The 26065-nt window shown below is 31.1% G+C and carries 27 protein-coding genes; 7 read left to right on the forward strand and 20 right to left on the reverse strand.

Features of this window, described 5'->3' with window-relative positions; genetic code table 11:
- Positions 1–3: 3 nt before the first annotated feature.
- The 3 genes from PG912_RS01970 (at position 4) to PG912_RS01980 (ending at position 1876) form a co-directional block, all read left to right on the forward strand.
- Complete coding sequence (locus tag PG912_RS01970) at positions 4–630, forward strand: ExbD/TolR family protein (RefSeq protein ID WP_275688267.1); 627 nt, start codon at positions 4–6, stop codon at positions 628–630.
- Between the two features lie 18 nt (positions 631–648).
- The gene (locus PG912_RS01975) at positions 649–1119 is read left to right on the forward strand and encodes an ExbD/TolR family protein (protein WP_260586424.1); all 471 of its coding nucleotides are present in this window, start codon (positions 649–651) and stop codon (positions 1117–1119) included.
- A gap of 127 nt (positions 1120–1246) precedes the next feature.
- Entirely contained in the window at positions 1247–1876 is a 630-nt protein-coding gene (locus PG912_RS01980) for a porin family protein (RefSeq protein ID WP_275688999.1), read from the forward strand.
- Here PG912_RS01980 and PG912_RS01985 read toward each other — a convergent pair.
- The 3 genes from PG912_RS01985 to asnS all read right to left on the reverse strand — a co-directional run bounded on the left by PG912_RS01985 (position 1871) and on the right by asnS (position 5447).
- Positions 1871–2470: a hypothetical protein gene (locus PG912_RS01985; RefSeq protein WP_275688268.1), complete on the reverse strand. Its 600-nt coding sequence runs from the start codon at positions 2468–2470 to the stop codon at positions 1871–1873. The genes PG912_RS01980 and PG912_RS01985 overlap by 6 nt on opposite strands.
- Positions 2470–3930: an RNA polymerase factor sigma-54 gene (rpoN, locus tag PG912_RS01990; protein WP_260586421.1), complete on the reverse strand. Its 1461-nt coding sequence runs from the start codon at positions 3928–3930 to the stop codon at positions 2470–2472. The genes PG912_RS01985 and rpoN overlap by 1 nt, the downstream gene beginning before the upstream one ends.
- 83 nt (positions 3931–4013) lie before the next feature.
- Positions 4014–5447, reverse strand: coding sequence for an asparagine--tRNA ligase (asnS, locus tag PG912_RS01995; protein WP_275688269.1), 1434 nt, complete (start codon positions 5445–5447; stop codon positions 4014–4016).
- A gap of 119 nt (positions 5448–5566) precedes the next feature.
- Here asnS and PG912_RS02000 point away from each other — a divergent pair, with 119 nt between their 5' ends.
- A complete protein-coding gene (locus PG912_RS02000) occupies positions 5567–6628 on the forward strand; it encodes a hypothetical protein (protein WP_275688270.1) in 1062 nt (353 codons plus the stop codon).
- Positions 6629–6631: 3 nt separating this feature from the next.
- Here the strand turns inward: PG912_RS02000 and PG912_RS02005 are convergent, their stop codons facing one another.
- From PG912_RS02005 to PG912_RS02050, 10 genes are all read right to left on the reverse strand, one after another.
- On the reverse strand, positions 6632–7369 hold the full coding sequence (locus PG912_RS02005) for a helix-turn-helix transcriptional regulator (protein ID WP_260586418.1): 738 nt from the start codon (positions 7367–7369) through the stop codon (positions 6632–6634).
- Positions 7370–7615: 246 nt separating this feature from the next.
- Complete coding sequence (locus PG912_RS02010) at positions 7616–9991, reverse strand: efflux RND transporter permease subunit (protein WP_260586417.1); 2376 nt, start codon at positions 9989–9991, stop codon at positions 7616–7618.
- A gap of 94 nt (positions 9992–10085) precedes the next feature.
- Positions 10086–10640 carry a ribosome recycling factor gene (gene frr, locus PG912_RS02015; RefSeq protein WP_260586416.1) on the reverse strand — a complete coding sequence of 185 codons (555 nt, stop codon included), beginning with the start codon at positions 10638–10640 and terminating at the stop codon, positions 10086–10088.
- Between the two features lie 49 nt (positions 10641–10689).
- Entirely contained in the window at positions 10690–11400 is a 711-nt protein-coding gene (pyrH, locus tag PG912_RS02020) for a UMP kinase (protein WP_275688271.1), read from the reverse strand.
- 115 nt (positions 11401–11515) lie between these two features.
- On the reverse strand, positions 11516–12484 hold the full coding sequence (gene tsf / locus PG912_RS02025; RefSeq protein ID WP_218771518.1) for a translation elongation factor Ts: 969 nt from the start codon (positions 12482–12484) through the stop codon (positions 11516–11518).
- An 80-nt stretch (positions 12485–12564) separates the two neighbouring features.
- Positions 12565–13350 carry a 30S ribosomal protein S2 gene (rpsB, locus tag PG912_RS02030; protein ID WP_218771517.1) on the reverse strand — a complete coding sequence of 262 codons (786 nt, stop codon included), beginning with the start codon at positions 13348–13350 and terminating at the stop codon, positions 12565–12567.
- Positions 13351–13502: 152 nt separating this feature from the next.
- Positions 13503–13889: a 30S ribosomal protein S9 gene (rpsI, locus tag PG912_RS02035; RefSeq protein ID WP_028888420.1), complete on the reverse strand. Its 387-nt coding sequence runs from the start codon at positions 13887–13889 to the stop codon at positions 13503–13505.
- Complete coding sequence (rplM, locus tag PG912_RS02040; protein ID WP_028888421.1) at positions 13889–14344, reverse strand: 50S ribosomal protein L13; 456 nt, start codon at positions 14342–14344, stop codon at positions 13889–13891. The genes rpsI and rplM overlap by 1 nt, the downstream gene beginning before the upstream one ends.
- 100 nt (positions 14345–14444) lie before the next feature.
- Complete coding sequence (locus PG912_RS02045) at positions 14445–16406, reverse strand: LTA synthase family protein (RefSeq protein ID WP_275688272.1); 1962 nt, start codon at positions 16404–16406, stop codon at positions 14445–14447.
- Between the two features lie 97 nt (positions 16407–16503).
- Entirely contained in the window at positions 16504–17352 is an 849-nt protein-coding gene (locus PG912_RS02050; RefSeq protein ID WP_218771515.1) for an OmpA/MotB family protein, read from the reverse strand.
- A gap of 134 nt (positions 17353–17486) precedes the next feature.
- Between PG912_RS02050 and PG912_RS02055 the strand changes: the two genes are divergently transcribed.
- Positions 17487–18461, forward strand: a complete 975-nt coding sequence (locus tag PG912_RS02055) for an FAD:protein FMN transferase (RefSeq protein ID WP_275688273.1) — start codon at positions 17487–17489, stop codon at positions 18459–18461.
- Here PG912_RS02055 and PG912_RS02060 read toward each other — a convergent pair.
- The 7 genes from PG912_RS02060 to PG912_RS02090 form a co-directional block, all read right to left on the reverse strand.
- On the reverse strand, positions 18458–19228 hold the full coding sequence (locus PG912_RS02060; RefSeq protein WP_275688274.1) for a class I SAM-dependent methyltransferase: 771 nt from the start codon (positions 19226–19228) through the stop codon (positions 18458–18460). The two genes, PG912_RS02055 and PG912_RS02060, sit on opposite strands and share 4 nt — an antisense overlap.
- Complete coding sequence (locus PG912_RS02065) at positions 19229–19426, reverse strand: gliding motility protein GldL (protein WP_237274366.1); 198 nt, start codon at positions 19424–19426, stop codon at positions 19229–19231.
- A 3-nt stretch (positions 19427–19429) separates the two neighbouring features.
- Positions 19430–20233 carry a type I methionyl aminopeptidase gene (gene map, locus PG912_RS02070; protein WP_064966655.1) on the reverse strand — a complete coding sequence of 268 codons (804 nt, stop codon included), beginning with the start codon at positions 20231–20233 and terminating at the stop codon, positions 19430–19432.
- A 29-nt stretch (positions 20234–20262) separates the two neighbouring features.
- The gene (locus tag PG912_RS02075; RefSeq protein WP_275688275.1) at positions 20263–20796 is read right to left on the reverse strand and encodes a thioredoxin family protein; all 534 of its coding nucleotides are present in this window, start codon (positions 20794–20796) and stop codon (positions 20263–20265) included.
- A 6-nt stretch (positions 20797–20802) separates the two neighbouring features.
- Positions 20803–22320: a 2,3-bisphosphoglycerate-independent phosphoglycerate mutase gene (gpmI, locus tag PG912_RS02080; protein WP_275688276.1), complete on the reverse strand. Its 1518-nt coding sequence runs from the start codon at positions 22318–22320 to the stop codon at positions 20803–20805.
- 226 nt (positions 22321–22546) lie between these two features.
- Positions 22547–22813, reverse strand: coding sequence for a hypothetical protein (locus PG912_RS02085; protein WP_028890327.1), 267 nt, complete (start codon positions 22811–22813; stop codon positions 22547–22549).
- Between the two features lie 157 nt (positions 22814–22970).
- Positions 22971–23744 carry a M48 family metalloprotease gene (locus tag PG912_RS02090; RefSeq protein WP_275688277.1) on the reverse strand — a complete coding sequence of 258 codons (774 nt, stop codon included), beginning with the start codon at positions 23742–23744 and terminating at the stop codon, positions 22971–22973.
- 118 nt (positions 23745–23862) lie between these two features.
- On the opposite strand from PG912_RS02090, the gene PG912_RS02095 reads away from it, so the two are divergent.
- Positions 23863–25605, forward strand: coding sequence for an aromatic amino acid hydroxylase (locus PG912_RS02095; RefSeq protein WP_275688278.1), 1743 nt, complete (start codon positions 23863–23865; stop codon positions 25603–25605).
- Positions 25606–25651: 46 nt separating this feature from the next.
- The gene (locus PG912_RS02100) at positions 25652–25933 is read left to right on the forward strand and encodes a rhodanese-like domain-containing protein (protein WP_275688279.1); all 282 of its coding nucleotides are present in this window, start codon (positions 25652–25654) and stop codon (positions 25931–25933) included.
- The last annotated feature ends 132 nt before the right edge of the window (positions 25934–26065 follow it).

Below are 26065 nucleotides of genomic sequence, written 5' to 3' on the forward strand. Positions count from 1 at the left end.
ATTATGGCAAGAAGAGAAAATCCAGAAATTAATGCAGGTTCGATGGCAGATATTGCATTCTTGCTACTTATATTTTTCCTTGTAACAACAACAATGGATGTTGATTCAGGTATCCCTAAAAAGTTAGCTGAAAAAACAGATGTTAAGCCACCTATTGTAAAAGAAAAGAACATTTTTCAAGTTAGTATTAACAGAAACAATCAGTTATTCGTAGAGAATGAAGGAATGGAGTTAAAAGACTTAAAAGATGCAGCTATTAAATTTATAGATAACGGTGGTGGTATTGGTAATCCAATGCCAGGGAAAGATGCAGGAGCATCTTGTACCTATTGTAAAGGAGCAAAAGATCCTAGTTCGTCAGATCATCCAAACAAAGCAATTATCGCTGTTGAAAGTGATAGAGGTACTGAATTTGGCATGTATGTATCTGTTCAAAATGAACTTTTAAAAGCATATGCAGAATTACGTAATAAATTATGCCAAGAAAAATACGGTATGAGTTTTACGGAATTAGATAAAGCTTTTAAAGCAAGTGCAAGAAAAGATGATGCATTAAGAAAAAAAGTAGAAGATATTAAGAGTAGTTATCCTCAAATTATATCTGATACAGAATCAACTAATGTACAATAGTATTAAAACAATTTAAGTATGTCTAAATTTAATAAGAAGAAAAAAGAGATGCCAGCAGTGAATACTTCTTCACTACCTGATATTGTTTTTATGTTATTATTCTTCTTCATGGTAACAACAGTAATGAGAGAGAGCGATTTAGCAATCGAAGCTCCACGTTTACCTAGTGCAAGTGAAGTAAAGAAACTAGAACGTAAAAGTTTAGTGAGTACAATTTATGTTGGTAAGGCAAAAGATGCTAAATATGGTACAGGTTTTAATAGAATTCAGTTAAACGATAAGATTGCTACACCAGATGATGTACCTTCTTTTATTTTCTTAGAAAGAGGAAATGTATCAGAAGCTGAAGTTCCATTTATGACCACATCTATTAAGATGGATAAAGAATCGAGTGTTGGTACATTAGCCGATATTCGTGAGAAATTAAGAGATGTAAATGCTCTTAAATTAAGTTTATCTACTCACAAAGCAAGTGATATTAAAAAGTAATTACTTTTTAGCTAAATAAAAAAAAGAGCAATCGGAAGATTGCTCTTTTTTTATACAATTAATCTTATATTTAACGTTAGTTAAGTAATATGAAAAACATTATACCTTTTTTTTATTTTTTTTATCAATAAATAGCTATGCTCAAAAGGATTCTTTAGAGATAGGGCAGCGCTATTGGGAAGATCAATTGTATATTAATGTTTCCTATAACGGATTGAATAATCAGCCAAAAGAAGTCGGTAAAAGTGGTTTTTCATTCGGGTTTTCAGGTGGTTATATAAAAGATATTCCGCTAATTAAAAGCGGAAAAATAGCATTGGGTATTGGAGTGGGGTATGGTTTCGATTCATTTAATCATGGTTTAAAAGTCGTTGAAGGAAGTTTAAATAATTTTCAAGTAGATAATACAATTAGTTATAATAAGCTAAAGCTACATAATATTGAAATGCCTTTACAATTTCGTTGGAGATCATCAACAGTAAATACTTACTCTTTCTGGCGATTTTATACAGGTGTTAAGTTAAGTTACAACATAAGTAATAATTTCAATTACACTGATGCTGGGGTGAAAATTGATATCTCTAACTTAAATAAATATAATAAGTTTCAAACTGGTGTAATTCTTTCTGTAGGATATGGAACTTTTAATTTTCATGCATATTACGGATTAACTCCCATTTTTAAAAATGCTTATTTAAACGGAAATAAAATTAATACTAAGATTGCACGATTCGGATTAAGCTTTTATTTACTATAATAAGTAATAAGCGATAAATGGGCTTATTAAACCAATAAAAAAACCAAGATACACTTCTTTTGCAGAATGAGACTTTAAGTAAAGTCTAGAGCTTGCTAGGAGTCCAGAAAGTAATATAAACACAATAATAATTGGCAAAATAAAAGTATTGTGTATTTGCTGAAAGAGTAAAAAATATCCTGTTGCTGCTCCAATAGACAATAAATGTAAGCTTGTTTTTATTTTTGTGATAAAAAGAATGTAAATGCAACCCAATCCAAATACAACTCCAAAGAAGAGGTAACTTAAATCTCTAATAATGGTTGTTTCTAGAAAAAACTTACCTAAAAAAAATAGTAAAGTCATCATAAAAAATATCGGAATTTTACGTTCTTTAATTCCGTGTACTTGATATGATTTTATATAGCCGATAGCTTTTAAAAGGATTAATAAAAGTATAGGTATAACATAAGTAACAACAAATACAACACCTAATATTGTGTATTGTTGATGTCGACTTAAATTAATAGGCGTTATGATGAAATACAGAATAATACCAATTGTAGGTATTACAATTGGATGTAAAATAGTAGATATGAATTTATGCCAACGCATTATATTTCTTTTCGTAATCGTGCAACAGATATATCCAACTGTTCACGATATTTAGCAACTGTTCGCCTAGCAATTGGGTATCCTTTTTCTTTTAAAAGTTTAGCCAATTTTTCATCAGTAAGTGGTTTTCGTTTGTCTTCTTCTTGAATTACTGTTTCAAGTATTTTTTTGATTTCTCGTGTTGAGACATCTTCTCCTTGATCGTTCTTCATCGATTCAGAGAAGAATGCTTTTATTAGTTTTGTTCCGTAAGGAGTAGAAACATATTTACTGTTAGCAACCCTAGAAACCGTTGAAACATCCATGTGAATTTCGTCAGCAATATCCTTTAAAATCATAGGTTTTAACTTACGTTCATCACCAGTTAAAAAATAAGCTTCTTGACGATGCATAATAGCATTCATGGTAACTAATAATGTTTGTTGGCGTTGCTTTATAGCATCAATAAACCATTTTGCAGAATCTAATTTTTGCTTAATAAATAATACTGCATCTTTTTGGCTTTTACTTTTGGTTTTAGCATCACTATAACCTTTTAACATGTTGTTATATTCACGTGAAACATGTAATTCAGGCGCGTTACGAGAATTTAAAGTAAGTTCTAAAACACCATCAATAATTTGAATAGAAAAGTCTGGTACGATTTGTTCTGCTATCTTGTTGTTTCCAGCATAAGAACTACCAGGTTTTGGGTTTAATTTACCTATTTCGGTAATTATTTCTTTTAGTTGCTCTTCATCAATAGTAAACTTTTCTAGAAGTTTTTTGTAATGTTTTTTTACAAAGTGATCAAACGCATTTTCAAGAATATCAATAGCTAAAGCTCTAGTTTCTTTTTCTGATTTTGTTTTTAATTGAATAATCAAACATTCTTTTAAATCACGTGCGCCAACACCAACCGGATCTAATTTTTGGACTACGTTAAGTAAAATTTTTTCTACTTCATCTTCAGTCGTAAATACGTTTTGAGTGAAAGCTAAATCATCTACTAAATCGATAATTTCTCTACGAATATATCCGCTATCATCTATACTACCAACTAAAAAATCAGCAATAGCACGTTCCTCTTCATTAATTCTAAAAGTATTTAATTGGCTATTTAATGATTGATGAAAACTTGTTCCTGCTGCATAAGGAACTTGTTTGTCTTCATCATCTGCCGAATAATTGTTAGCTTGTGTTTTATAACTCGGGTATTCATCGTCACTTAAATACTCATCAATATTTATATCGTCAGTGTCAATTTTTTCACTTCCTTCATCATAATCATCAGCATTTGTTAAAGTGTCTTCGAAGTTTTCTGGTTCTTCTTTACCAGTATCTAAAGCAGGATTTTCTTCAATCTCTTGTTCTAATCTTTCTTCAAAAGCTTGTGTAGGTAATTGAATTAACTTCATCAACTGAATTTGTTGTGGAGATAATTTTTGAAGTAACTTATAATGTAAACCTTGTTTTAACATACTTACAAATATATGAAATAGGTTAAAAAGAAATCGTCATTCTGTGAGGAATGACGATTGTAGTATATAATTTTATGATTTCTTTAAAACTCTGCGTTTTGTGGCGTTCTAGGAAAAGGAATAACATCACGTATATTACTCATACCTGTTGTGAATAAAACTAAACGCTCAAAGCCTAAACCAAAACCAGAATGCACTGCTGTTCCGAATTTACGAGTGTCTAAATACCACCATAATTCTTCTTCGTCTATATTTAAATCAGCCATTTTAGATTTTAAAACATCTAAACGCTCTTCTCTTTGCGATCCACCAACCATTTCTCCGATTCCAGGAAATAAAACATCCATTGCACGTACTGTTTTACCATCGTCGTTTAAACGCATGTAAAAAGCTTTAATCGTAGCTGGGTAATCAAATAAAATTACCGGACATTTAAAGTGTTTTTCAACTAAATAACGCTCGTGTTCTGATTGTAAATCAACTCCCCATTCTGTAATAGGAAACTGAAATTTCTTCTTTTTATTTGGTTTACAGTTACGTAAAATATCAAAAGCTTCTGTATAACTTACTCTTTTAAAGTTATTTTCTGCAACAAAGTTTAATTTTTCAATTAATCCCATGTCGCTACGTTCTGCTTGTGGTTTTGATTTTTCTTCTTGAGTTAAACGATTGTCTAAAAATTCTAAATCGTCTTTGCAGTTTTCTAAAACGTAACCTAAAACCGATTTAATGAAATCTTCGGATAAATCCATATTTGCATCTAAATCATTAAATGCAACCTCAGGTTCAATCATCCAAAATTCTGCTAAATGACGTGTTGTATTAGAATTTTCAGCTCTAAAAGTATAGCCAAAAGTATACACTTTTCCTAAAGCCATTGCGTAAGTTTCAGCTTCTAACTGACCAGAAACTGTTAAGTTGGTTTCTTTACCGAAAAAATCTTTGGTATAATCTATGTCTCCCTCTTCGTTTAAAGGTGCTTTATTTGTTTCGAAATTTGATACATGAAACATTTCTCCTGCACCTTCAGCATCCGACCCTGTAATTATTGGTGTGTTAACGTAGTTAAATCCGTTTTCTTGAAAGTATTTGTGAACTCCAAAAGATAAGGCAGAACGAACTCTCATAACCGCACTAAATGTATTGGTTCTAATACGTAAATGTGCATTTTCTCTTAAAAACTCTAAACTGTGTTTTTTAGGTTGAATAGGATATTCATCTGGATTAGAATCTCCTAATATTTCTAATTTAGTAACCTTAACCTCTACACTTTGTCCTTTACCTTCACTTTCAACTAAAGTACCAGTAATACTTACCGCAGCACTTGTTGTAATTCTTTTTAAAAGTTCTTCTTCTGTGTTTTCAAAATCTACAACACATTGAATGTTATTAATGGTAGAGCCATCATTTAAAGCAATAAAACGATTGCTTCTAAAGGTTCTAACCCATCCTTTTACATGTACTTCTTGTAAAAATTTATCAGAATGTAATAATTCTTTAACGCTACTTCTTTTCATCTTCTAAAAAATTGAGAAGCAAAGATACTTTTTTGAAATAAAACAATCAATGTAGATTATAATTGATTTTCATAAGATAATTTTAAAAGTAGTGTATTTTTACAACTGTATTTATAAAGATGGATAAAATTAAAAGAAAAACTGTTTTAAATCAGTTTAAAAAAGATTTAATAGGTAAAGATTCTCATAGGGGTGTAACATTAACATATTCCTGGTTAGCAAATCAATTTGGTCATATGGCGTTAGGCTTTGTGCCTTCTTTTATCTTATATGATAATATTAAAGATATAAAAGGATACGAAAATCCTATTTACGCGTGTCTTATGGTAACTTTATTTTGGTTTTTATTTGAAACGTATAATTTTTTAGGATCATTGCTAACTAAAAAAACATCTTCAAACAAGATGTTTTTCATCCCTAAAAAAGAAAAATATATATTTAATCCAAAATGGTTAAACATAGCGTATGATACAATTACAGATGTTGCCTTTTTCGGGTTTGGTGCAGTGCTATACAGTTTATATATAAACGGATTACAAGATAAACTTACAATAATCATTGTCGTTGGTCTTTTTATTTATTTATTAAGAGCTTCAAGTTATTGGTATCTGACTAAAATGTACCAACATTATGCTAATTATCCGTTTCAATTTCGATTAAGTCAATGGAATTTTAAAATTAAAGAAGTAGAAAAAAAGGATGTTTTTAATTTTATTGAAGCAAATGATTTTGGAAATCATTTGCTAGTTTTCGGTTCACAATTCTGTGGAAAAACTAGTTTGGGAGTAGGAGTTTTAAATGAATTATCAATAAAGCATAAAATTTGTTTGTATACGAGTGCTATGAAGTTATTTAGTTTTTTCTTTATTGAAGAAAATACAAAATTAAATATCCATAGAATTTGGTCGTGGAAAGAAAGTGATTATTTGGTAATTGATGACGTGAATCCGGGTAAGCCAATAGAAGAAGAGTTAATTACACCAAAAAAGATTCTACAATTTTTAGACCCCACTAATACAGGTGAAATTAATAAAGAAAATTGCGACATTATTGCAAATAAAAATATTATTTGGATTTTAGGCAACGAAAACACCTTAAGTCAGGAGGATAAATGGACGGAAATGCTACTTGAAATAGGGGTAAATGCAGCTAAAATCAAAAAGATAAATCTAATCCATTAAATGCTAAAGAATGTGATTTGTGTGAGCAAAACTAATTAAATGGGGTAAGCTTTTTACTTTAAAACGTTTGTATAATGGTATAATTCGTTTTTCAATTGCCGATTGACTTACCTTTAATTCGTTGGCGATTTCTTTAAACGCAAGGCCTTTGGCAGCCATACTTAGTGCTTCTTTTTCTTTTCTAGAAATAGCAAAATGTTTAAATAATTCTTTGTTTAAGATTTCTTCAAAATCTGAGGTGTCTGGACCATATGCAGCATATTGCATTACATTACTATGCTTAAGCGATTTTATGATTTGAGAAACACCAATTATTTCTTCAACCTTTCCTTCTGAAGATTTAAAAATACCAACCCTAGAAAATAACGGAACAATAGCACCATTTTTATCAATTTTTTCAAGTTCTAGTGTAAAACTATATTTTTCTAGTTCTGTTGTTTTTGTTTTTAAAAACTGAAGCGCTTTATCATTAAGTTCATTAGAAAAATTAAAATGTCGGGGAGAGGTACAGCTTACTATTTTAAGCATTGTTATTTCTTCATTTTTGTACCCTAATAACTCTTCCCAACCATGAGCATATAACATTTTCTCTTCTTTAAAAGAATAGATATATATGGCCTCTCCTATGAATTTAGGTATTGTTTTTTTATAGAAGTTATATGCTTCTGAATTCTTATCTATAGGAGTATCTGATACTCTTTTTTTAGTGTATTCTCCAATACTATTTGGTGCTATATCCATAAATCTATACAACCTGTGTAAAGACGCAGTTGCTTAAACATTAAATTGATTGTATATTTGTACTGTACTTTAAGGGGATTAAAAGCAAAAAATATACTACAATAGTAAGTATATTTTGGAAATTAAAAAAAAATAGTTATGAAAAAGACTATATTAAGGTATTGTGAAAAAGAATGTAAAAAGGGTTAGCAATTGCTAACCCTTTTTTATGGTTGTAAAAATTAATTTAAAAGGATTAAAAGAACCTTATTTACTTTTATTTATATCCTCTTTTGGAGGTAGTATTTTAAATTTGGTATCTTTTAAAACTCTTTTATTTGCTATTTTCTTTTCGAAAGATAAAAGGAGAGAAGGTAATAACAATAAGTTAGATACCATTGCTAATAGTAAGGTAACTGAAACTAAGCCTCCCAAAGCAATTGTACCTCCGAAACTAGAAAGTGTAAAAACTAAGAAGCCAAAGAACAATACGATTGATGTATAAAACATACTCACTCCAGTTTCTTGTAATGCTGAATAAACAGCTGGTTTTACTTTCCAATTATTAGCTAGTAATTCTTGTCGGTATTTTGCTAAAAAGTGAATAGTATCATCCACAGAAATTCCAAAAGCAATACTAAAAACTAAAATTGTAGATGGTTTTATAGGGATACTAAAGAAACCCATTAGGCCAGCCGTAATTAATAACGGAAGCATATTGGGGATTAATGATATAAAAATCATTTTATAAGATCGGAACATCCACGCCATAAAAATTGAAATCAATAGTATTGCAAGCGATAAAGAAATTACTAAGTTCTTAATTAAATAGTTAGTTCCTTTCAAGAAAACCAATGCTTTTCCTGTCATAGAAACAGTAAACTTTTCTTCAGGAAATTGCTTCTTTATAACCGCATTTAGGCGATCTTGAATAATATCCATCTTATCGGTACCAACATCTTTCATAAAAGTTGTGATACGTGCGTAACGACCTGTACTATCAACAAAGTTTTTCAGCATGCCCGAATTGCTATCAGAATTCTTTGTGTAAGCAAAAATGTGTGCTTTTTCCTGACTGGTTGGCAATTGATAATATTTTGGGTTTCCTTTATAGTAAGCTTGTTTAGAATATTTAACTAAGTTGGTGATAGAAATAGGTTTTGATAACTCAGGAAAAGTTTCAATAGTTTCATTTAACTTTTCCATCTTTTTTAGCGTAGAAAGTTTCATCACACCCTTTTCTCTTTTGGTGTCAATCAAAATTTCTAGAGGCATAATTCCGCCAAACTCAGTTTCAAAAAACTTAATGTCTTTATAAAACTGCATTCCTTTAGGCATGTCTTCAATTAAACTACCAGAAACACGAATTTGAAACAAACCGACCATACTTAGCATGATAACGATTACTGTAGTAATATAAATAGTAATACGTCGTTGTTTTACCATTCGTTCCATCCAAAAAACAACATTTCCCATCCACTTTTTTTCTAAGTGATTTAAATGTTTTTTTTCAGGGCGAGGCATGAAACTGTATATAATCGGAACGATTAATAAAGCTAAAATAAAAATACTAATGATATTTACTGAAGCTAAAATTCCGAATTCTCTAAGTAGCTGGCTTTTTACAAAAACAAAGGTTGCAAAACCTGATGCTGTTGTAATATTTGTCATTAATGTAGCATTACCAATTTTAGAAATTACACGTTGTAATGACTTTGCTTGGTTACCGTGTTTTTTTATTTCTTGCTGATATTTATTGATAAGGAAAACAGCGTTTGGTACTCCGATTACAATAATTAATGGCGGAATTAAAGCGGATAATACAGTGATTTCATATCTAAATAAACCAATAAACCCGAAAGCCCAAACAACACCAATACCTACAACTAATAATGTGATAAATGTTGCTCTAAAAGAACGAAAAAAGAAAAAGAAAATAACAGCTGTAATACCTAAAGCTCCTAATACAAAGAGCTGCATTTCATCAATTATATTCTGAGAGTTTATGGTGCGTATGTATGGCATTCCAGACATGCGGACATCTATTTGATGCTCTTTCTCAAATTTTTCAACAGTAGGTATTAAAATTTCAGCAATAAAATCTCTTCTAGCTGGGGTGTTTACAATGTCTTTATTTATGTAAATGGCAGTTTGTAAAGTACCTTGTTCATTGTAAAGTAAGTTGTCGTAAAAAGGAAGTTTTTCGAAGAGTTGTTTTTTTATTTTATTTACCTCTTCGTTGGTAGTAGGTGCTTTATCAAATAGTGGTTCGAGAACAAATTTTCGTTGTTTTCTATCAGCTTTCAATTGCTTAACATCTGCAATAGATAGTGTGAAATCTACTTGTTTTACACTATCTAAAGTTTTTACAAGATTATTCCAAGCATTAAACTTAGCAGGTGTAAAAATAGTTGAATCTTTAACTCCTAAAATAACTAAGTTACCTTCTTCTCCAAAAATATCTAAAAACTGATCGTATTGTATGTTTGCTTCGTGATCTTTAGGAAGTAAATTTGCCTCAGTATATGAGAAGCGCATGTACTTCATTTGAGAAACTAAAAGTGCTGTGATAATAGCAACAGCAATTAAAACCAAGTATCGGTTTCGTAATATAAATCCAGCGATTTTAGTCCAAAAAGTCATTCAAATATTTTTTGCAAAGTTATGGTAAATGAACCAATTAAACGAAAAAAAAGAGTGTCATAAAGACACTCTTTTTAAAGTTTGTTAGAAATAATTAAACTGTCATTATCTCTTTTTCTTTTACAGATACTTTAGCATCAATATCTTTAATAAAAACATCTGTTATTTTTTGAACTTCAGCTTCTGCATCTTTTTTTGAATCATCAGAAATATCAGTTTTTTTAATGTCGTTGTTTGCATCTTTACGTGCATTACGAACTCCTACTTTTGCATGTTCAGATTCTGCTTTAGCTTGTTTAGCTAATTCTTTACGACGCTCTTCAGTTAACGCAGGTACATTAATAATAATATTATCACCATTATTCATTGGGTTAAAACCTAAGTTTGCAAGCATAATAGCTTTTTCTATTTCTTGTAACATGTTTTTTTCCCAAGGCTGAACTGTAATGGTTCTTGCATCTGCAGTACTTACATTAGCTACTTGTCCTAAAGGTGTTGCAGAGCCATAATAATCTACTTGTACATTTGCAAGCATTGCAGGCGAAGCTTTACCAGCTCTAATAGTACGTAATTCTTTTTCTAAGTGCGCTATAGCGTTGTTCATTGCCTCTTTGGCCGAATCTAAAATAAAATCTATCTCTTCGTTCATTTTGTTCGTTTTATTGCCTTCTTAAAAAAAAGAAGAAGGTTCTTTGAGTTTATTCGTTATTAACTATCGTTCCAATTTTTTCTCCGGTAACTAATTTTAATAAATTACCTTTTTTATTCATATCAAAAACAATAATTGGTAATTTATTTTCTTCACTTAAAGTAAATGCGGTCATGTCCATTACTTTTAAGTCTTTTTTAATAACATCTTTAAATGTTATTTTGTCATATTTTACAGCGTTTTCATCCTTTTCTGGATCTGCGTTGTAAATACCATCAACACGTGTACCTTTTAATATTGCATCTGCATTTACTTCAATTGCTCTTAATACAGCTGCGGTATCAGTTGTAAAATAAGGATTTCCTGTTCCTCCACCAAAAATAACCACGCGTCCTTTTTCTAAATGACGATTTGCACGACGTTTAATATAAGGTTCTGCTATTTCTTTAATTTCAATAGCTGTTTGTAAGCGCGTATGAATTCCTTCGTCTTCTAAGGCACTTTGTAAAGCTAAACCATTAATACAGGTTGCTAACATTCCCATATGGTCACCTTGTACGCGATCCATACCTTGACTAGCACCAGCCACTCCTCTAAAAATATTTCCACCACCAATAACGATAGCAATTTCAACATTTTTTTCTAGTACTTGTTTAATTTCTTGTGCGTATTCTTTAAGTCTCTTTGGGTCGATACCGTATTGACGGTCTCCCATTAATGATTCGCCACTTAATTTTAAAAGGATTCTCTTGTATTGCATAGTTTTGTTGAAAGTTATGCAAAACTACGTTTTTTTTTTGAGTTTAAATTTTGATAAAATAAAAAAAACCATCCAAAAAATTGGATGGTTTTAATTATAAAGATATTGGTAAGAATTATCCTAAAGTGATTCTTACGAAGTTTTTAACTTCTACGTCACCAAAAGAAGAAACATATTCTGCAACAGTTTTCTTTTCGTCTTTAATAAACTTTTGATCTAATAAACATTGTTCTTGATCTAAAGTTGTATTATCAGAAATAAATCTTTCCATTTTTCCTGGTAAAATTTTATCCCAAATTTTCTCTGGTTTACCTTCTGATTTTAATTGTTCTTTAGCTTCTTCTTCAGCTTTAGCTAAAGCAGCATCAGTTAATTGTAATCTAGATACATATTGAGGAACGTTCTTTAAAGTTTTACCTAAACGAACTAATTCTTCATTGTCTTTTACGATAGCAGCAATTCTTGCTTCAGTTTCAGATTCTACATAAGCAGGATCAAAACCTTTGTAAGATAAAGAAGTTGCTCCCATAGAAGCAGCTTGCATAGCTAAGTCTTTTGATAACTCAGCAGCTTTATCTATAGATTCAGATAAACCAACCATAGCAGCAATTTTACCGATATGAGTATAAGCTCCTACATAAGGTGCTTCAAGTCTTTCGAAAGAAGTAATATCGATTTTTTCACCGATAACTCCTGTTTGCTCGATTAACTTCTCAGCAACAGTTACTCCACCAAAATCAGCAGCTAAAAATTCTTCTTTACTTTTAGTATTAAAAGCAATAGCAACAAATTGAGAAGCTAAATCTTTAAATGAATCATTTTTAGATACGAAATCTGTTTCACATGCTAATACAATAGCAACACCGTAAGTATTGTCATCACTAATTTTAGTGATTGCAACACCTTCAGTAGACTCTCTATCTGCTCTTTTAGCAGCTATTTTTTGTCCTTTTTTACGTAAAACATCAATTGCTTTATCAAAGTTCCCTTCAGCTTCTACTAATGCATTTTTACAATCCATCATACCAGCTCCGGTAGTTTCTCTTAATTTTTTTACGTCTGCAGCGCTAATTTTTACTGACATTTCTGTAGTTATTTTTAGTTGTAAATATATTGTTGTAAAAAATTTAAAGGTTTCAATTTAATGAAACCTTTAAATTGAAATTATTTAGTTTCTTCCTTAGCAGGTGCTGCTTCGGTAGCTACTTTTTCTTCTTTAGCTTCTGTTTTAGCAGGCGCTTTTTCTACTTTTGTCTTTTCTTTGTCAGCTTTTCTTTCAGTTAAGCCTTCATTGATAGCATCAGTAATATAAGATAATACTTTATCAATAGATTTTGAAGCATCATCGTTTGCAGGAATTACAAAATCAACTGGTCTTGGATCAGAGTTTGTATCAACTAATGCAAAGATTGGAATGTTTAATTTTTGTGCTTCAGCAACAGCAATGTGCTCTTTTTTTACATCAATTACAAAAACAGCTGCAGGTAAACGAGTCATATCAGAAATAGAACCTAAATTCTTCTCTAATTTAGCTCTCTGACGATTGATTTGTAATTTTTCTCTTTTTGATAATGCATCAAAAGAACCATCTTGCTTCATTCTATCAATAGTAGCCATTTTCTTAACAGCTTTACGAATAGTTACGAAGTTTGTTAACATACCACCTGGCCAACGCTCAGTAATAAAAGGCATGTTAATGTTTGTTGCTCTTTCAGCTACGATATCTTTCGCTTGCTTTTTAGTTGCAACGAATAAGATCTTACGACCAGAGCTTGCTATTTTTTGTAAAGCTAATGCAGCTTCATCAATTTTAGCAGATGTTTTATACAAATCGATGATGTGAACACCATTACGCTCAGTATAAATATAAGGAGCCATGTTAGGGTTCCATTTTCTAGTTAAGTGACCGAAGTGCACTCCACTTTCTAATAATTCTTGAATATTTGCCATTTTAATAAAATGTGTTTACGTTCTGTTTTCACAATATTTCAGTAGTTATATTAAGTCTGAAATATTTAGATACTAAACTGTTAAAAATTAATTTATAACAGTCTCTTTTTGAAAATACAAAACCAAAGCTTTTTGCAAAGCAGTGATAAATATTAACGCTTAGAGAACTGAAATTTCTTACGTGCTTTCTTCTGACCGAATTTCTTACGTTCAACCATTCTAGGGTCACGAGTTAATAAACCTTCTGGCTTTAACACAGCTCTGTGCTCTTCGTTAATAGCTACTAATGCTCTAGTAATTGCTAAACGAATTGCTTCTGCTTGACCTGTAATACCACCACCATATACATTTACTTTAATGTCATAAGATTCTAAGTTCTCAGTTAACATTAAAGGTTGTTGGATCTTGTATTGTAAAGTTCCTGTTGTAAAGTAGTTTTTGTACTCTTTTTTATTTACAGTAATGTTTCCTTTACCTTCTGAAAGATAAATACGAGCAACAGCTGTTTTTCTTCTACCTATTTTGTGTACAGTTTCCATTATTTAAGATCGTTAAGGTTAATAGCTTTTGGGTTTTGAGCAGTTTGTTGGTGCTCAGTACCTGCATAAGCATACAAGTTTTTGTATAATGCACTACCTAATTTGTTTTTAGGTAACATTCCTTTTACTGCTTTTTCGATTAATCTTGTAGGATCTTTTTCGAACATTTCTGTAGCAGTTAATGATCTTTGTCCACCTGGATATCCTGTGTGACGGATGTAAGACTTGTCAGTCCACTTTTTACCAGTTAAAACAATTTTTTCTGCGTTGATAACAACCACGTTGTCTCCACAATCTACGTGAGGAGTATAATTTGGCTTGTACTTACCTCTAATTAGCATTGCTATTTTAGAAGCTAGACGACCCAACGTTTGCCCGTCCGCATCAACTAAAACCCACTCTTTATTAACAGTGTTTTTGTTTGCTGATACCGTTTTGTAACTTAATGTGTTCATAATTACACGATTAGTTTTTGTTTATTAATATATTTATTTATCCTTAAAAAAGGTCTGCAAATGTACGGTTAATTATTTGATTGACAAATAGCGTGTTAGTTTAATTTTTAACTTTTAATTTTCCGTTTTTAAATAGGTCAAAAGCGGCTTGATAATAGGAGATTGTTTCGTTTAAGAATAAAGAATCTGTTTTTGTTGGTGTGATTTCATTTTTATCTTTATTCCAACGGTACGATTTATGTTTTTTGTTGGTTTCTAATAGTAATAACTTCTCTTTTTTTAATAAACCTACCTTACGATGATTTCCTATAAATGCGCGTTCATCTTCTGGCTGCATTTTATTGATGTCTGTTCCGAATAACTTCGTGTTGTAAGACCAATTTAAATACCCGAATAGGGTTGGAAATATATCTATTTGAGAACTTAATTTATCTATTTTAATTGGGGTTTGGTTTTTTAGATTGGTAATGAAAGCAGGAATATGATGATTTCTTACGTTTATTTCAGTTCTACCAGCACTAAAACCACAGTGATCAGACATAATAACAAATACTGTGTTTTTATACCAAGCTTTTGTTTTAGCTTTTGTTAAGAATTCATTTAAACTTTTGTCTAAATATTTTATGGCTCCTTCTACGTTTTTCCCTGAAGGAACATCAACAACATTATCAGGATATGTATAGGGTTTGTGATTTGAGCTTGTCATGATAAAACTAAAAAAAGGCTGCTTACTTTTTGCTTTTTCGTCAGTAACTTTTAATACTTTATTAAAAAGATCTTGATCACAAACTGCCCAAGCATTTTCAAAAGTCATTTCATCATCTTCAATACGTGTTCTATTAGTAGGTAGTTCTTCTTTTAAACGATGTGATTTTCTTCTGTCAACAATATCAAATCCGTTGTAGCTAAAATAATTTGTCATATTATCAAAATGACCATCACCTCCATAAAAGAAAGTTCTGCTATACCCTTTTTGTTTAAAAACATCACCAATAGTAGCTAAATTATCATTGTTTTCGCGTTTAACAATACTTCGGCCAGGTGTTGGAGGAATAGCTAAGCTGATAGCTTCAATACCTCTAATAGTTCTTGTTCCTGTAGCATATAAACTTGTGAAGAATACTGAATTATTAGCTAGTGAATCTAAGGTTGGAGTCCAGTTTTTTGTACTTGTAAAGCTTTGCATAAAACGAGCATTGATACTTTCTAAGCCTATGAAAATTACATTAGGTTTTAGTTCTGTGCTGTCGTTTTTTGTATATCGGTATATGTTATCTTTTGCTAGTAAGCTGTCGTTAGATGCTTTTATGTTTTCTGAAAGTAATTTGTACGTTTTTTTCTTCGGAAGTGTTGCGTAAAACTCGTTATAGTCCAGTTCATTACTCTCATAAGCAGCGAAAAATGAATACATGCCAGATTTAGCGAGTTCGTTTTCATTGATGCTTGTAAATACTTCTGCATTATTATTTGTAATGTAGTTATGGCAAAAACCTAAACTAATTAATATGATTAATGTAGGAATAAGCTTCGATTTAAAAGTGTCGGAATTATTAAAAGTGTTTTTGTAAGCGTTTCTCTTTGATGCGAAACGAATACTAAAAACCAATACTAAAACAATAATCCCAATCAATAAGGGTAAAGGGAACGATTGATGAATATTTTCAATAACCTCATAGGTGTATAAAAGGTAATCAACGGCAATAAAATTATAACGTCTTTGGTATTCGTCCCAAAAAGGAATTTCAGCTAAAAAAGAAAAAATAAAAACAAATAAGAAAAGTCCGTAAGAGAATTTGGTAATGATTTTGTCGAGTAAACTCCCGTGAAATTTTGAAGGAATAATTAGTAGGTATATTGCATAGATACTAATTAAATAAAGTAGATTATTGATGTCGAAAAATAAACCAACAATAAATATTTTTATTAGTTTTATTAACGAAAAATCGATGTGTTTAAAAGCTAAAATGTATAAAACAAATCGAACTATAAATGCAAAAAATAAAATAGTTAAACTAAATGTTTTTAATAGTTGAAATCTCTTCGGTAAAATAATATTTAGCATGGTAAATTTGGTTCTAGAACACAAAGAACGTTACTTTTTTTGAATAAAAAAAGACTACCCGTTAGAGTAGTCTTTTTAATATTATGAGAGTTTGTGATTACTCAGCTTTTTGCTCTAACAATTCAAAAAATTGATTTAAACGAGGAAGAATAATGATTTTTGTTCTTCTGTTTTTTGCTTTATTTTCAGGAGTGTCGTTTGTGGTTAAAGGTACATAACTACCTCTACCTGCTGCGATTAATCTGCTAGGTGCTACGCTGTATTTGTTTTGTAATTCACGAACAATAGAAGTTGCACGTAAAACACTTAAACCCCAATTATCTTTGATGCTAGATCCTTTTGATACTGGTGTGTTATCTGTGTGCCCTTCAATCATTACATCCATTTCTGGCTGACCGTTTACAACTGTAGCTACTTTTTCTAAAACTTTTGAAGCTTTCTCTGAAATAGTATAGCTTCCGCTTTTGAATAATAATTTATCAGAAATAGAGATGAAAACCACTGTTTTCTCAACATTAACTTGAATATCTTCATCATCAATACCCTGTTGTAATTCCTTCTTTAAGTGAAAAGCAACAACTAAGTTTAATGAATCTTTTTTAGAGGCAGCAGCTCTAATTCTATTAATGTATTTATCTTTTTTACTTAATTGAGTTAATGTTTCTTTAATATTATCATTAGCTCCTTTTGTTAAAACAGTCAAGTTTTCTACTTGTTGAAGTGTGTTTTGTTTATCCGCTTTTAAATCACCTACAGATGATTTTAATGTAGAAACTTTGTCTTCGCAGCTTTCTTTTTCAACCAAACACTTTGTTAAGTTCGCTTTTACAGCTACCAACTCTTCTTTTGTTTGTTCATGTTTTGCTTTTATAGCTTCTAATTCTTTGGTAGAAGCACAAGATGTTATTAAAAATGCGGTTGTAAGAAATAAAAATATTTTTTTCATTTTTATATTGTTTTTAGTGTGAGGGTTATTTGTGTAATAGTAAGACAAATTTATAAAAATGAAGTTACAAAAAAGAGAATTAACAATCTTTTATGAAGTAATAATCGATTATTTTTGTCAACAAATTTAAAAAGATGATTAAAAAAATATTTTCCGCCGCTGCAGTAATAATCGTTTTATTAACAGCTTGTAAACAAGAAAATAAGGTTAGTGAAGTTAAGTTAGAAGGTTTCGTTTTCGGAACAACTTATCATATTACTTATTTAGACGGTGTTGATTATCAAAAATCGATTGACAGCTTATTTTATTTGGTGAATAAATCATTATCAACATATGTGCCTACTTCTGATATTTCTAAAATTAACAAAGGAGATACAACTATTGTTGTTGATGCTATGTTTATAGATGTTTTTGATAAAGCGAAAAGAATATATAAAGAGACGGATGGTTATTTTGACCCAACAATAGGCAAATTAATCAATGCCTATGGTTTTGGTTCGGGTAATGAAATTAAAAATTTATCATCCGAAGAAATCAATAATCTGATGATTGGTGTTGGTTTTGATAAGGTAATGCTTAAAAATAGTAAAGTATATCGTGATTCAAATCATATTGAATTTAATGTGAATGCTTTTGCTAAAGGATATGGTGTTGATGTTATTGGTTGGTTTTTAGAAAGTAAAAAAGTGACTAATTATTTGATAGAAATAGGAGGTGAGATAAGAGCAAGAGGAAAAAAGAATTCAAAATTATGGAAAGTTGCTATTGAGAAACCAAATGTTGATGGTACACGATCACTTCAAAAAGTAATTGAATTAGATGGGGAGTCTATGGCTACTTCAGGAAATTATAGGAAGTATAAAATGAATGAAAAGGGAGAGAGAATTGTGCATACGGTAAATCCAAAAACTGGATTAGCTTTTGAAAGTAATCTTTTAAGTGTGTCTGTGCGTTTAAAAGGAGACTGTGCTGATGTTGATGCTTATGCAACTGCCTTTTTAGCTATGGGGTTAGATAAAACAAAAGAATTTTTAGTAAAGCATCCTGAGCTAAAAGTAGTTCTATTGTACAATGATAAAGATAATAATTTACAAGAATTTGTAAACTAATTTTTAAAACACACCGGTAAAATTTCGCCTTTCATTAAAGCAAATCGTTCTAGTTTTTCTGGAGCGATTTTTTTTGTGAAGTCAACTTCATCAACTTTAAAGCCTATAGAACGAAGTTTATTGAAGTAATCACGTCCGTACACGCGTACATGATCGTATTGACCGAATATTTGGGCACGTTCTTTACGATCGGTAATAGTGTCATCTTCAAAAGTAATTTCTCTATTTAAGTCTTGCGGAATTTGAAATATTCCAAAACCACCAGTATTTAAAACGCGATAGAGTTCTTGCATTGCTTTGGTATCATCAGGAATATGTTCTAGAACATGATTGCAAAAAACAACATCAAACTCATTGTCTTTAAAAGGTAAATCACAAATATCAGCCTTTACATCAGCAATTGGAGATTCTAAATCTGAAGTAATATACTCTAAGTTTTTTTGTTTCCTAAAAATGTCTAGAAAGCATTGCTCGGGAGCAATATGTAAAACTTTTAATTTTTTATCCGAAGAAAAAAAATCGGTTTCATTTTGTAAGTATAACCAAAGTAAACGATGCCTTTCTAATGATAGTGTAGAAGGAGAAAGTGCATTTTCTCGTTGTACACCGTAGCCATAAGGTAAAAATTTACGGAATGATTTACTATCAATAGGATCGGTAAAATTATTGCCTTTTAACCACCATGCAATTATTGGACGAGCCAAATAACTAGCTTTAATTAAAAAGAGCCTAGGAATCGTGTTTAATATGGATTTGAAAATCTTCAATTATTTATTTAAAATGTCTTTAAATTTTTTACTTGTAAATAGTTTTATGATAAATAAAATAAAAGAAATTATTAAAAGTAAAGTTCCTATTGCAAGTAATTCAGGAGCAAGCATCCAATGAAGTACTTTAAACACAATTGCTAGAATTATAAAAATTATTCCGACAATAAAAACAGTAATAATTTGCTTTGATTTCATAATTTAAGCTCTAAACTCGTCTTCCTCATTAGTTTCAATACCTAAAGCTTCGTGTACGTATTTAAAAGTTGAAAGTAACTCAGGTTTACCATTAACAATCGCAACATCGTGTTCAAAGTGAGCCGAAGGTTTATTATCTAAAGTAGTAATTGTCCAACCGTCGTTATGTTGTAATATTTTATGAGTTCCCATATTTGTCATAGGTTCGATAGCTACAACCATACCTTCAATAAATTTTTTACCACGACCTCTACGTCCATAATTTGGCATTTCAGGATCTTCATGCATAACACGTCCTAAACCATGACCAACCAATTCACGAACAACTCCATAACCATGTTTTTCAGTGAAATTTTGAATAGCAAAACCAACATCACCAACGCGGTTACCAACCTTTAATTCACGAATACCAACGTATAAACTTTCTCTAGTAACATCTAAAAGTTTTTTTGTTTCTGTAGCAATTTCACCTACAGCAAAAGTGTAAGCATGGTCTCCATAAAAATCATTTTTAATAGCACCACAGTCAATAGAAATGATATCACCTTCTTGTAAAGGAGTATTGTTAGGAATTCCATGAACAATTTGTGAGTTTGGACTCATGCAAAGTGTATTTGGAAAATCATATAATCCTAAAAAACCAGGAATAGCTCCTTGCTCACGAATAAAATCTTCTGCAAGTTTATCAAGGTGTAAAGTAGTGACTCCAGGTTTTACTTCTTTGGCAAGCATACCTAATGTTCTTGATACTACTAATGCACTTTCGCGCATAATTTCTATTTCTTCTCTAGTTTTAGCTTTAATCATCTTAAAAATATTGAGGCGCAAATTTACGGTTATTTTTGATACGGATGTGTGTATGGTTTACCAGAAATTATTTTAAAAATATCCTCTTCAATTGTACTACCATCAACAGGGTGTTCTACAAAGCGACCAATCTCTTTTCCGTTTTTATAAAATATAAAAGTAGGAACACGAATTATATCGTATCCTTTTTCTAAACCGTTCGCAGTTTTTTTGCGATTTACAGTTACTAACTCTAAGTTTTTGTAGTCGAATTCAGCTTGATCTAGCGTTTTGTAAAAGTTAGGAATTTCACGCTGGCTATCACCACACCAAGTTCCCATAAAACCTTTAATAGTTATATTTTTTAAATGAGGCTTTAATCTGTCTGTAGCACTTTTGTCTATTTCATAGTAGCTGTAAAAGTCATTAAACCATTCTGAAGCGTATGGTTCTTGTTGAAAATCTTTTTTTGTAGCAATACCAATTAAGTCTCCGTCTTTATCCTTTTTTACAGGGCTTTTTGGTACAGCTGCACAAGAGACGATTAATAAAATAATCAGTGTGTATATTGTTTTTTTTATCATAATGTTTTAAATAAGTGAATGTTGTGTCATTTCTTTAGGTTGCGCTACATTCATTAGTCGTAAAATAGTTGGAGCAATATCACCTAAAGCACCATTTTTTATCGATTTTAATTCTTTGTCAATTAAAATCATTGGTACTGGGTTTGTGGTATGTGCTGTGTGAGGAGTTCCATCAGGATTCATCATTGTTTCACAGTTACCATGATCGGCAATTAAAATAGTTGTGTAATCATTTTCTAAAGCAGTTGTAATAACACTTTCTACACAATTATCTACAGTTTCACAGGCTTTTACAGCTGCCTCAAAAACACCAGTATGACCAACCATGTCTCCATTAGCAAAGTTTAAGCATACAAAATCTACCGTTCCTTTCTTTAATTCAGGAACAATAGCATCGCGAATTTCATAAGCACTCATTTCAGGTTTTAAATCGTACGTGGCTACTTTTGGTGATGGGCATAATAAACGCTTTTCACCTTTAAACTCCTGTTCTCTTCCGCCAGAAAAGAAAAATGTTACATGTGGGTATTTTTCGGTTTCAGCAATCCTAATTTGTTTTTTATTTGCAGCTTCTAAAACTTCACCTAAGGTATTTTTAATATTATCGCTATTGTAAATTACATGAACGTTTTTAAATGTTTCATCGTAATTTGTCATGGTAACAAAATGTAACGGTAGTTTTTTAGTATTAAGGTCAGGAAAATCTTTTTGATTTAGTATTTCTGTTAATTCGCGACCTCTGTCAGTTCTAAAATTAAAAAAGATAACTACATCACCCTCTTTAATAGTTGTTTTGGGTTGTTTGTTTTCGTTTACCATAATAATAGGTTTCACGAATTCATCAGTAATTTTTTCAGTATAGTTTTCTTGAATACTTTCGGTGGCGTTTGTAGAGAAATCACCTTTTCCGTTTACTAAAGCATCATATGCTAGTTTAACTCTTTCCCAGCGATTGTCACGATCCATTGCATAATAACGACCTGTAATTGTTGCCAATTCACCAGTGGTTTTTTGCATGTGCTGCTCAATATCATTAATAAAATATTTTCCTGATTTTGGATCACAATCACGACCATCAGTAAAAGCATGAAGAAATACGTTCTTTAAGTTGTGTTCGTTTGCCGTTGTTAATAATCCTTTTAAATGATCTATATGAGAATGAATTCCTCCGTTAGAAACCAATCCTAAAAAATGAACATTTTTATCATTCTTTTTAGCGTATTCAAAAGCGTTTAATAATTCAGTCTCTTGCGCTAAAGTACCATCTTTAACAGCTTTGTTAATTTTAGCAAGATTTTGATATACAATTCTACCTGCACCTAAATTCATGTGTCCAACTTCCGAATTTCCCATTTGTCCTTCAGGTAAACCAACGTGTTCACCGTCTGTACGTAATTCAGCATGTGGAAATTTATCGTATAGCGAATTTATAAAAGGAGTTTTTGCATTATATATGGCAGATACTTTGGGGTCTTGGGTAATTCCCCAACCATCTAATATCATTAAAATTACTTTCTTGTTCATTTGTTGTGTGTTGAAAAACAAAAGTAAGAAAGATTTTTAGCTCTTTTTTAAAAAATAACGAAACCGATTGTTTGTTATAAATTAGGTGAAGCTGTTTCCCGCTTTCCGCACTCGCTTTTTTTAAGAAAAATAAAAAAGAGCTCAAACAGATGCTTCAATCAGGGCTAGACTTATTTACAGTTTTATAGATGTTATACAAGATAGTTCGTATCCTGTTTGTTGCGTTTTAAAAAATAACAAAACCAACTAGAAAGTATAAGAATAGAAAGGCGATAATTAAGAACACGATATTTTTAATTAAGGAGCTTCTTTTTTCTTTTCTTACTCGAAATTTAATCTCTTCTAATTCACTTTCAGTAACATTTTTAGTAAAATGTAAGGAGTCGTTGTCATCTTTTTGATAGCTCTCTAGTTTCTCAAAAGTACTTTTTCGATTTCTTTTATTATTTTTTATGCTGGTAACCATACTAGAAACTGCACCTCCAAAACTCATAGCTAAATATTTTGAATATTATATTTATAAGTAGCTTTTTTATTAGAAATGTTACAGAATTATTTTCTAATATGTCATTGTGAGATACGAAGCAATCTGTAAATATCAAATAGCTACAAACGTCATTACGAACAAAGTGAAGTAATGACGTTTGTAGTTATTTTCTGTACTTACGAATGGCCTCTTTTATTTTTTCAATTCTATTTTCAGGGTCTGGGTGTGTGCTTTGAAATTCAGGAGTTCTATTAGAGCCAGCTGCTTGTTTTAAAATTTCCATTACACCAATTAAGCTTTCAGGATTGTAACCAGCATCTATCATTAATTTAACACCTAAATCATCACTTTCTAGTTCGTCACCTCTACCATATTTCATATTAATTACATTGGCAATAGATGCCATTCCTTGAGCTGTACTAGGGTCAAAACCAACAGAAGCACCAGAAAGTAAACCTTGAGTTAAATCTTGTTTAGCCATACGAGCAGCAGAATGACGACCGATAACATGACCAATTTCATGTCCCAACACACCTGCTAATTGATCCTCATTTTTTAGTTTAGAAAACAAAGCAAAAGTGATAAATACTTGCCCGCCTGGTAAGGCAAAAGCGTTAATGGCTCTCTCATCTTTTAATAAATGGAAATCAAAAGGATAACCAGATTCTCTGGCAATGCTATTATCTACTAGTTTTTTGCCAATATTATCTACTAAATCTTGATATTTTTGGCTAGGGTATAATCCCCCATGTTGTTGAGCCATTTGTGGAGCACTACTTAAACCAATTGCAATTTCTTGCTTTGGTGAAATAGAAATATGTTGTTTTTTACCAGTGTAGGGGTTTACTTCTGCGCTAGAACAATACTTTACTAAAGCGAATAATGCAATTGCTGCACCAATTAAAAACCTAATTTTTAAATTTCCGCGATTTCTCATGTCTTTGAATTGTTTGTTTTCGTGATAAAGGTAAAAGTACAAAATATATAATTTAACGAATATGGATTTTTTGTGAACTATAAAAAACTTAAATTTACCCAGCAAAACAAACAACTATATGGAGTCTCATTTTGAATTAAATGAAATCACGAAAAAATTACCTAAGCATTTACACAAATTTGTAGTAAAACAACCTTATAACGAGTATACAGCACAAAACCAGGCGGTTTGGCGTTATGTAATGCGTATGAATGTTGATTATTTAGGTAAAGTAGCACACGCTTCTTACTTAAAAGGATTAGAACAAACAGGTGTTTCTGTTGAGAATATTCCATATATGGCAGGTATGAATCGTATTTTAAAAGATATTGGTTGGGCTGCGGTTTCGGTAGATGGTTTTATTCCCCCAAATGCATTTATGGAGTTTCAAGCCTATAATGTTTTGGTGATTGCTTCAGATATGCGTACTATAAATCATATAGAATATACACCTGCACCAGATATTATTCATGAAGCTGCTGGTCATGCGCCAATTATAGCAAACCCTGAGTATTCTGAATATTTACGTCGATTTGGAGAAATAGGGTCTAAAGCAATTTCATCATCGAAAGATTATGAAATGTATGAGGCAATTAGATTATTATCTATTTTAAAAGAGAATCCAAATTCAACAGAAAAAGAAATTAATGAAGCTCAAGAAAAAGTAGAGTGGCTGCAAGATAATATGGGCGAATTGTCAGAAATGGCACAAATAAGAAACTTACACTGGTGGACAGTTGAGTATGGTTTAATAGGTGAACTGGATGATCCGAAGATATACGGAGCAGGCTTATTGTCATCAATAGGAGAAAGTATGTGGTGTATGAAAGAAGAGGTTAAAAAAGTAGCCTATTCTGTTGATGCTGCAAATATGAGTTTTGATATAACAAAACCACAACCACAATTATTTGTAACGCCTAATTTTGCACATTTAAGCATGGTTTTAAATGAATTTGCAAATACAATGGCGCTTAGAACAGGTGGTTTAAAAGGGGTTCAAAAATTAATTGATTCTAACAATTTAGGAACCATAGAACTAAGCACAGGAATTCAAGTGTCAGGAATATTTACAAATGTAATTGAAGATGCAAAAGGGAAAGTGGCGTATATGCAAACTACAGGTCCAACAGCTTTAGCAAATAGAGATAAAGAATTGATAGGGCATGGAATTACATACCACGCCGAAGGTTTTGGATGTCCAGTAGGGAAATTAAAAGGGATCAATTTACATATTGAAGACATGAGTCCGCGTGATTTAAAAGCATACGGAATTTATGAAGGCGAAGATTTAATGCTAGAGTTTGAAAGTGGTGTAGTTGTAAAAGGAAAAGTAATTACAGGTACTCGTGATTTAAGAGGTAAAATTCTAATAGTTTCCTTAAAAAATTGCACAGTTACTTATAAAGAGCAAGTCTTATTTCAACCAGCATGGGGAATTTACGATATGGCAATTGGTAAAGAAGTAGTTTCGGCATATTCAGGATCTGCGGATGTAGCTTCTTTCGAGAACTTAGGGAAAGTATCAGAAACAAAAACACATAAAATAGCATATACTTCTTCGCAAAAAGAATTATATAGGTTATATGATGAAGTGAGAAAAATGAGAAATGCTGCTGAGGTTTCAGAAAAAGAAATATCAGTAGTTTTTACAAAACTAAAAAACGATTTTAAAGAGGATTGGTTGTTGTCTTTAGAATTGTATGAATTGGCTTTTAAGCAAAATTTTAAAGTGAAAACAGAACTTAAAGAATATTTAACAAGTTTAAAAAGCAACAAGAGTTACAGAACTTTAATTGAAAACGGATTACATTTGTTGTCTTAATAATAGCAAACGGATGGGATTATTTAATTTATTTAGAAAGAAAAACATGGCAAACGAAATACAAGAATATTTAGATAAAGATGCAGTAGTTTTAGATGTACGTACTTTAGCTGAGTGGAACGAAGGGCATTCTGAAGGAGCAAAACATATTGTTTTAACTGTAATACCCGTAAATGTAGAGGAGATTAAATCTTGGAATAAACCAGTAATTGCAGTTTGTAAAAGTGGCGGAAGAAGCGGACAAGCAATGCAGTTTTTAGCAAATCAAGGAATTGATGTGATTAACGGTGAGCCTTGGCAAAATGTAGATCAGTATTTGGTTAAATAACTAAAAAACATATTGAATTTCCGTTTTAAGTAAAAATTATAATTTCAACGTCATTCCGAATTTATTTCGGAATCTCATTATAATACATAGCGATTTTTGATGAGAGGCTGAAACGAGCTCAGGTTTACGATT

This window comes from Tenacibaculum retecalamus (genome assembly GCF_027941755.1).
GTDB lineage: Bacteria > Bacteroidota > Bacteroidia > Flavobacteriales > Flavobacteriaceae > Polaribacter > Polaribacter haliotis_B.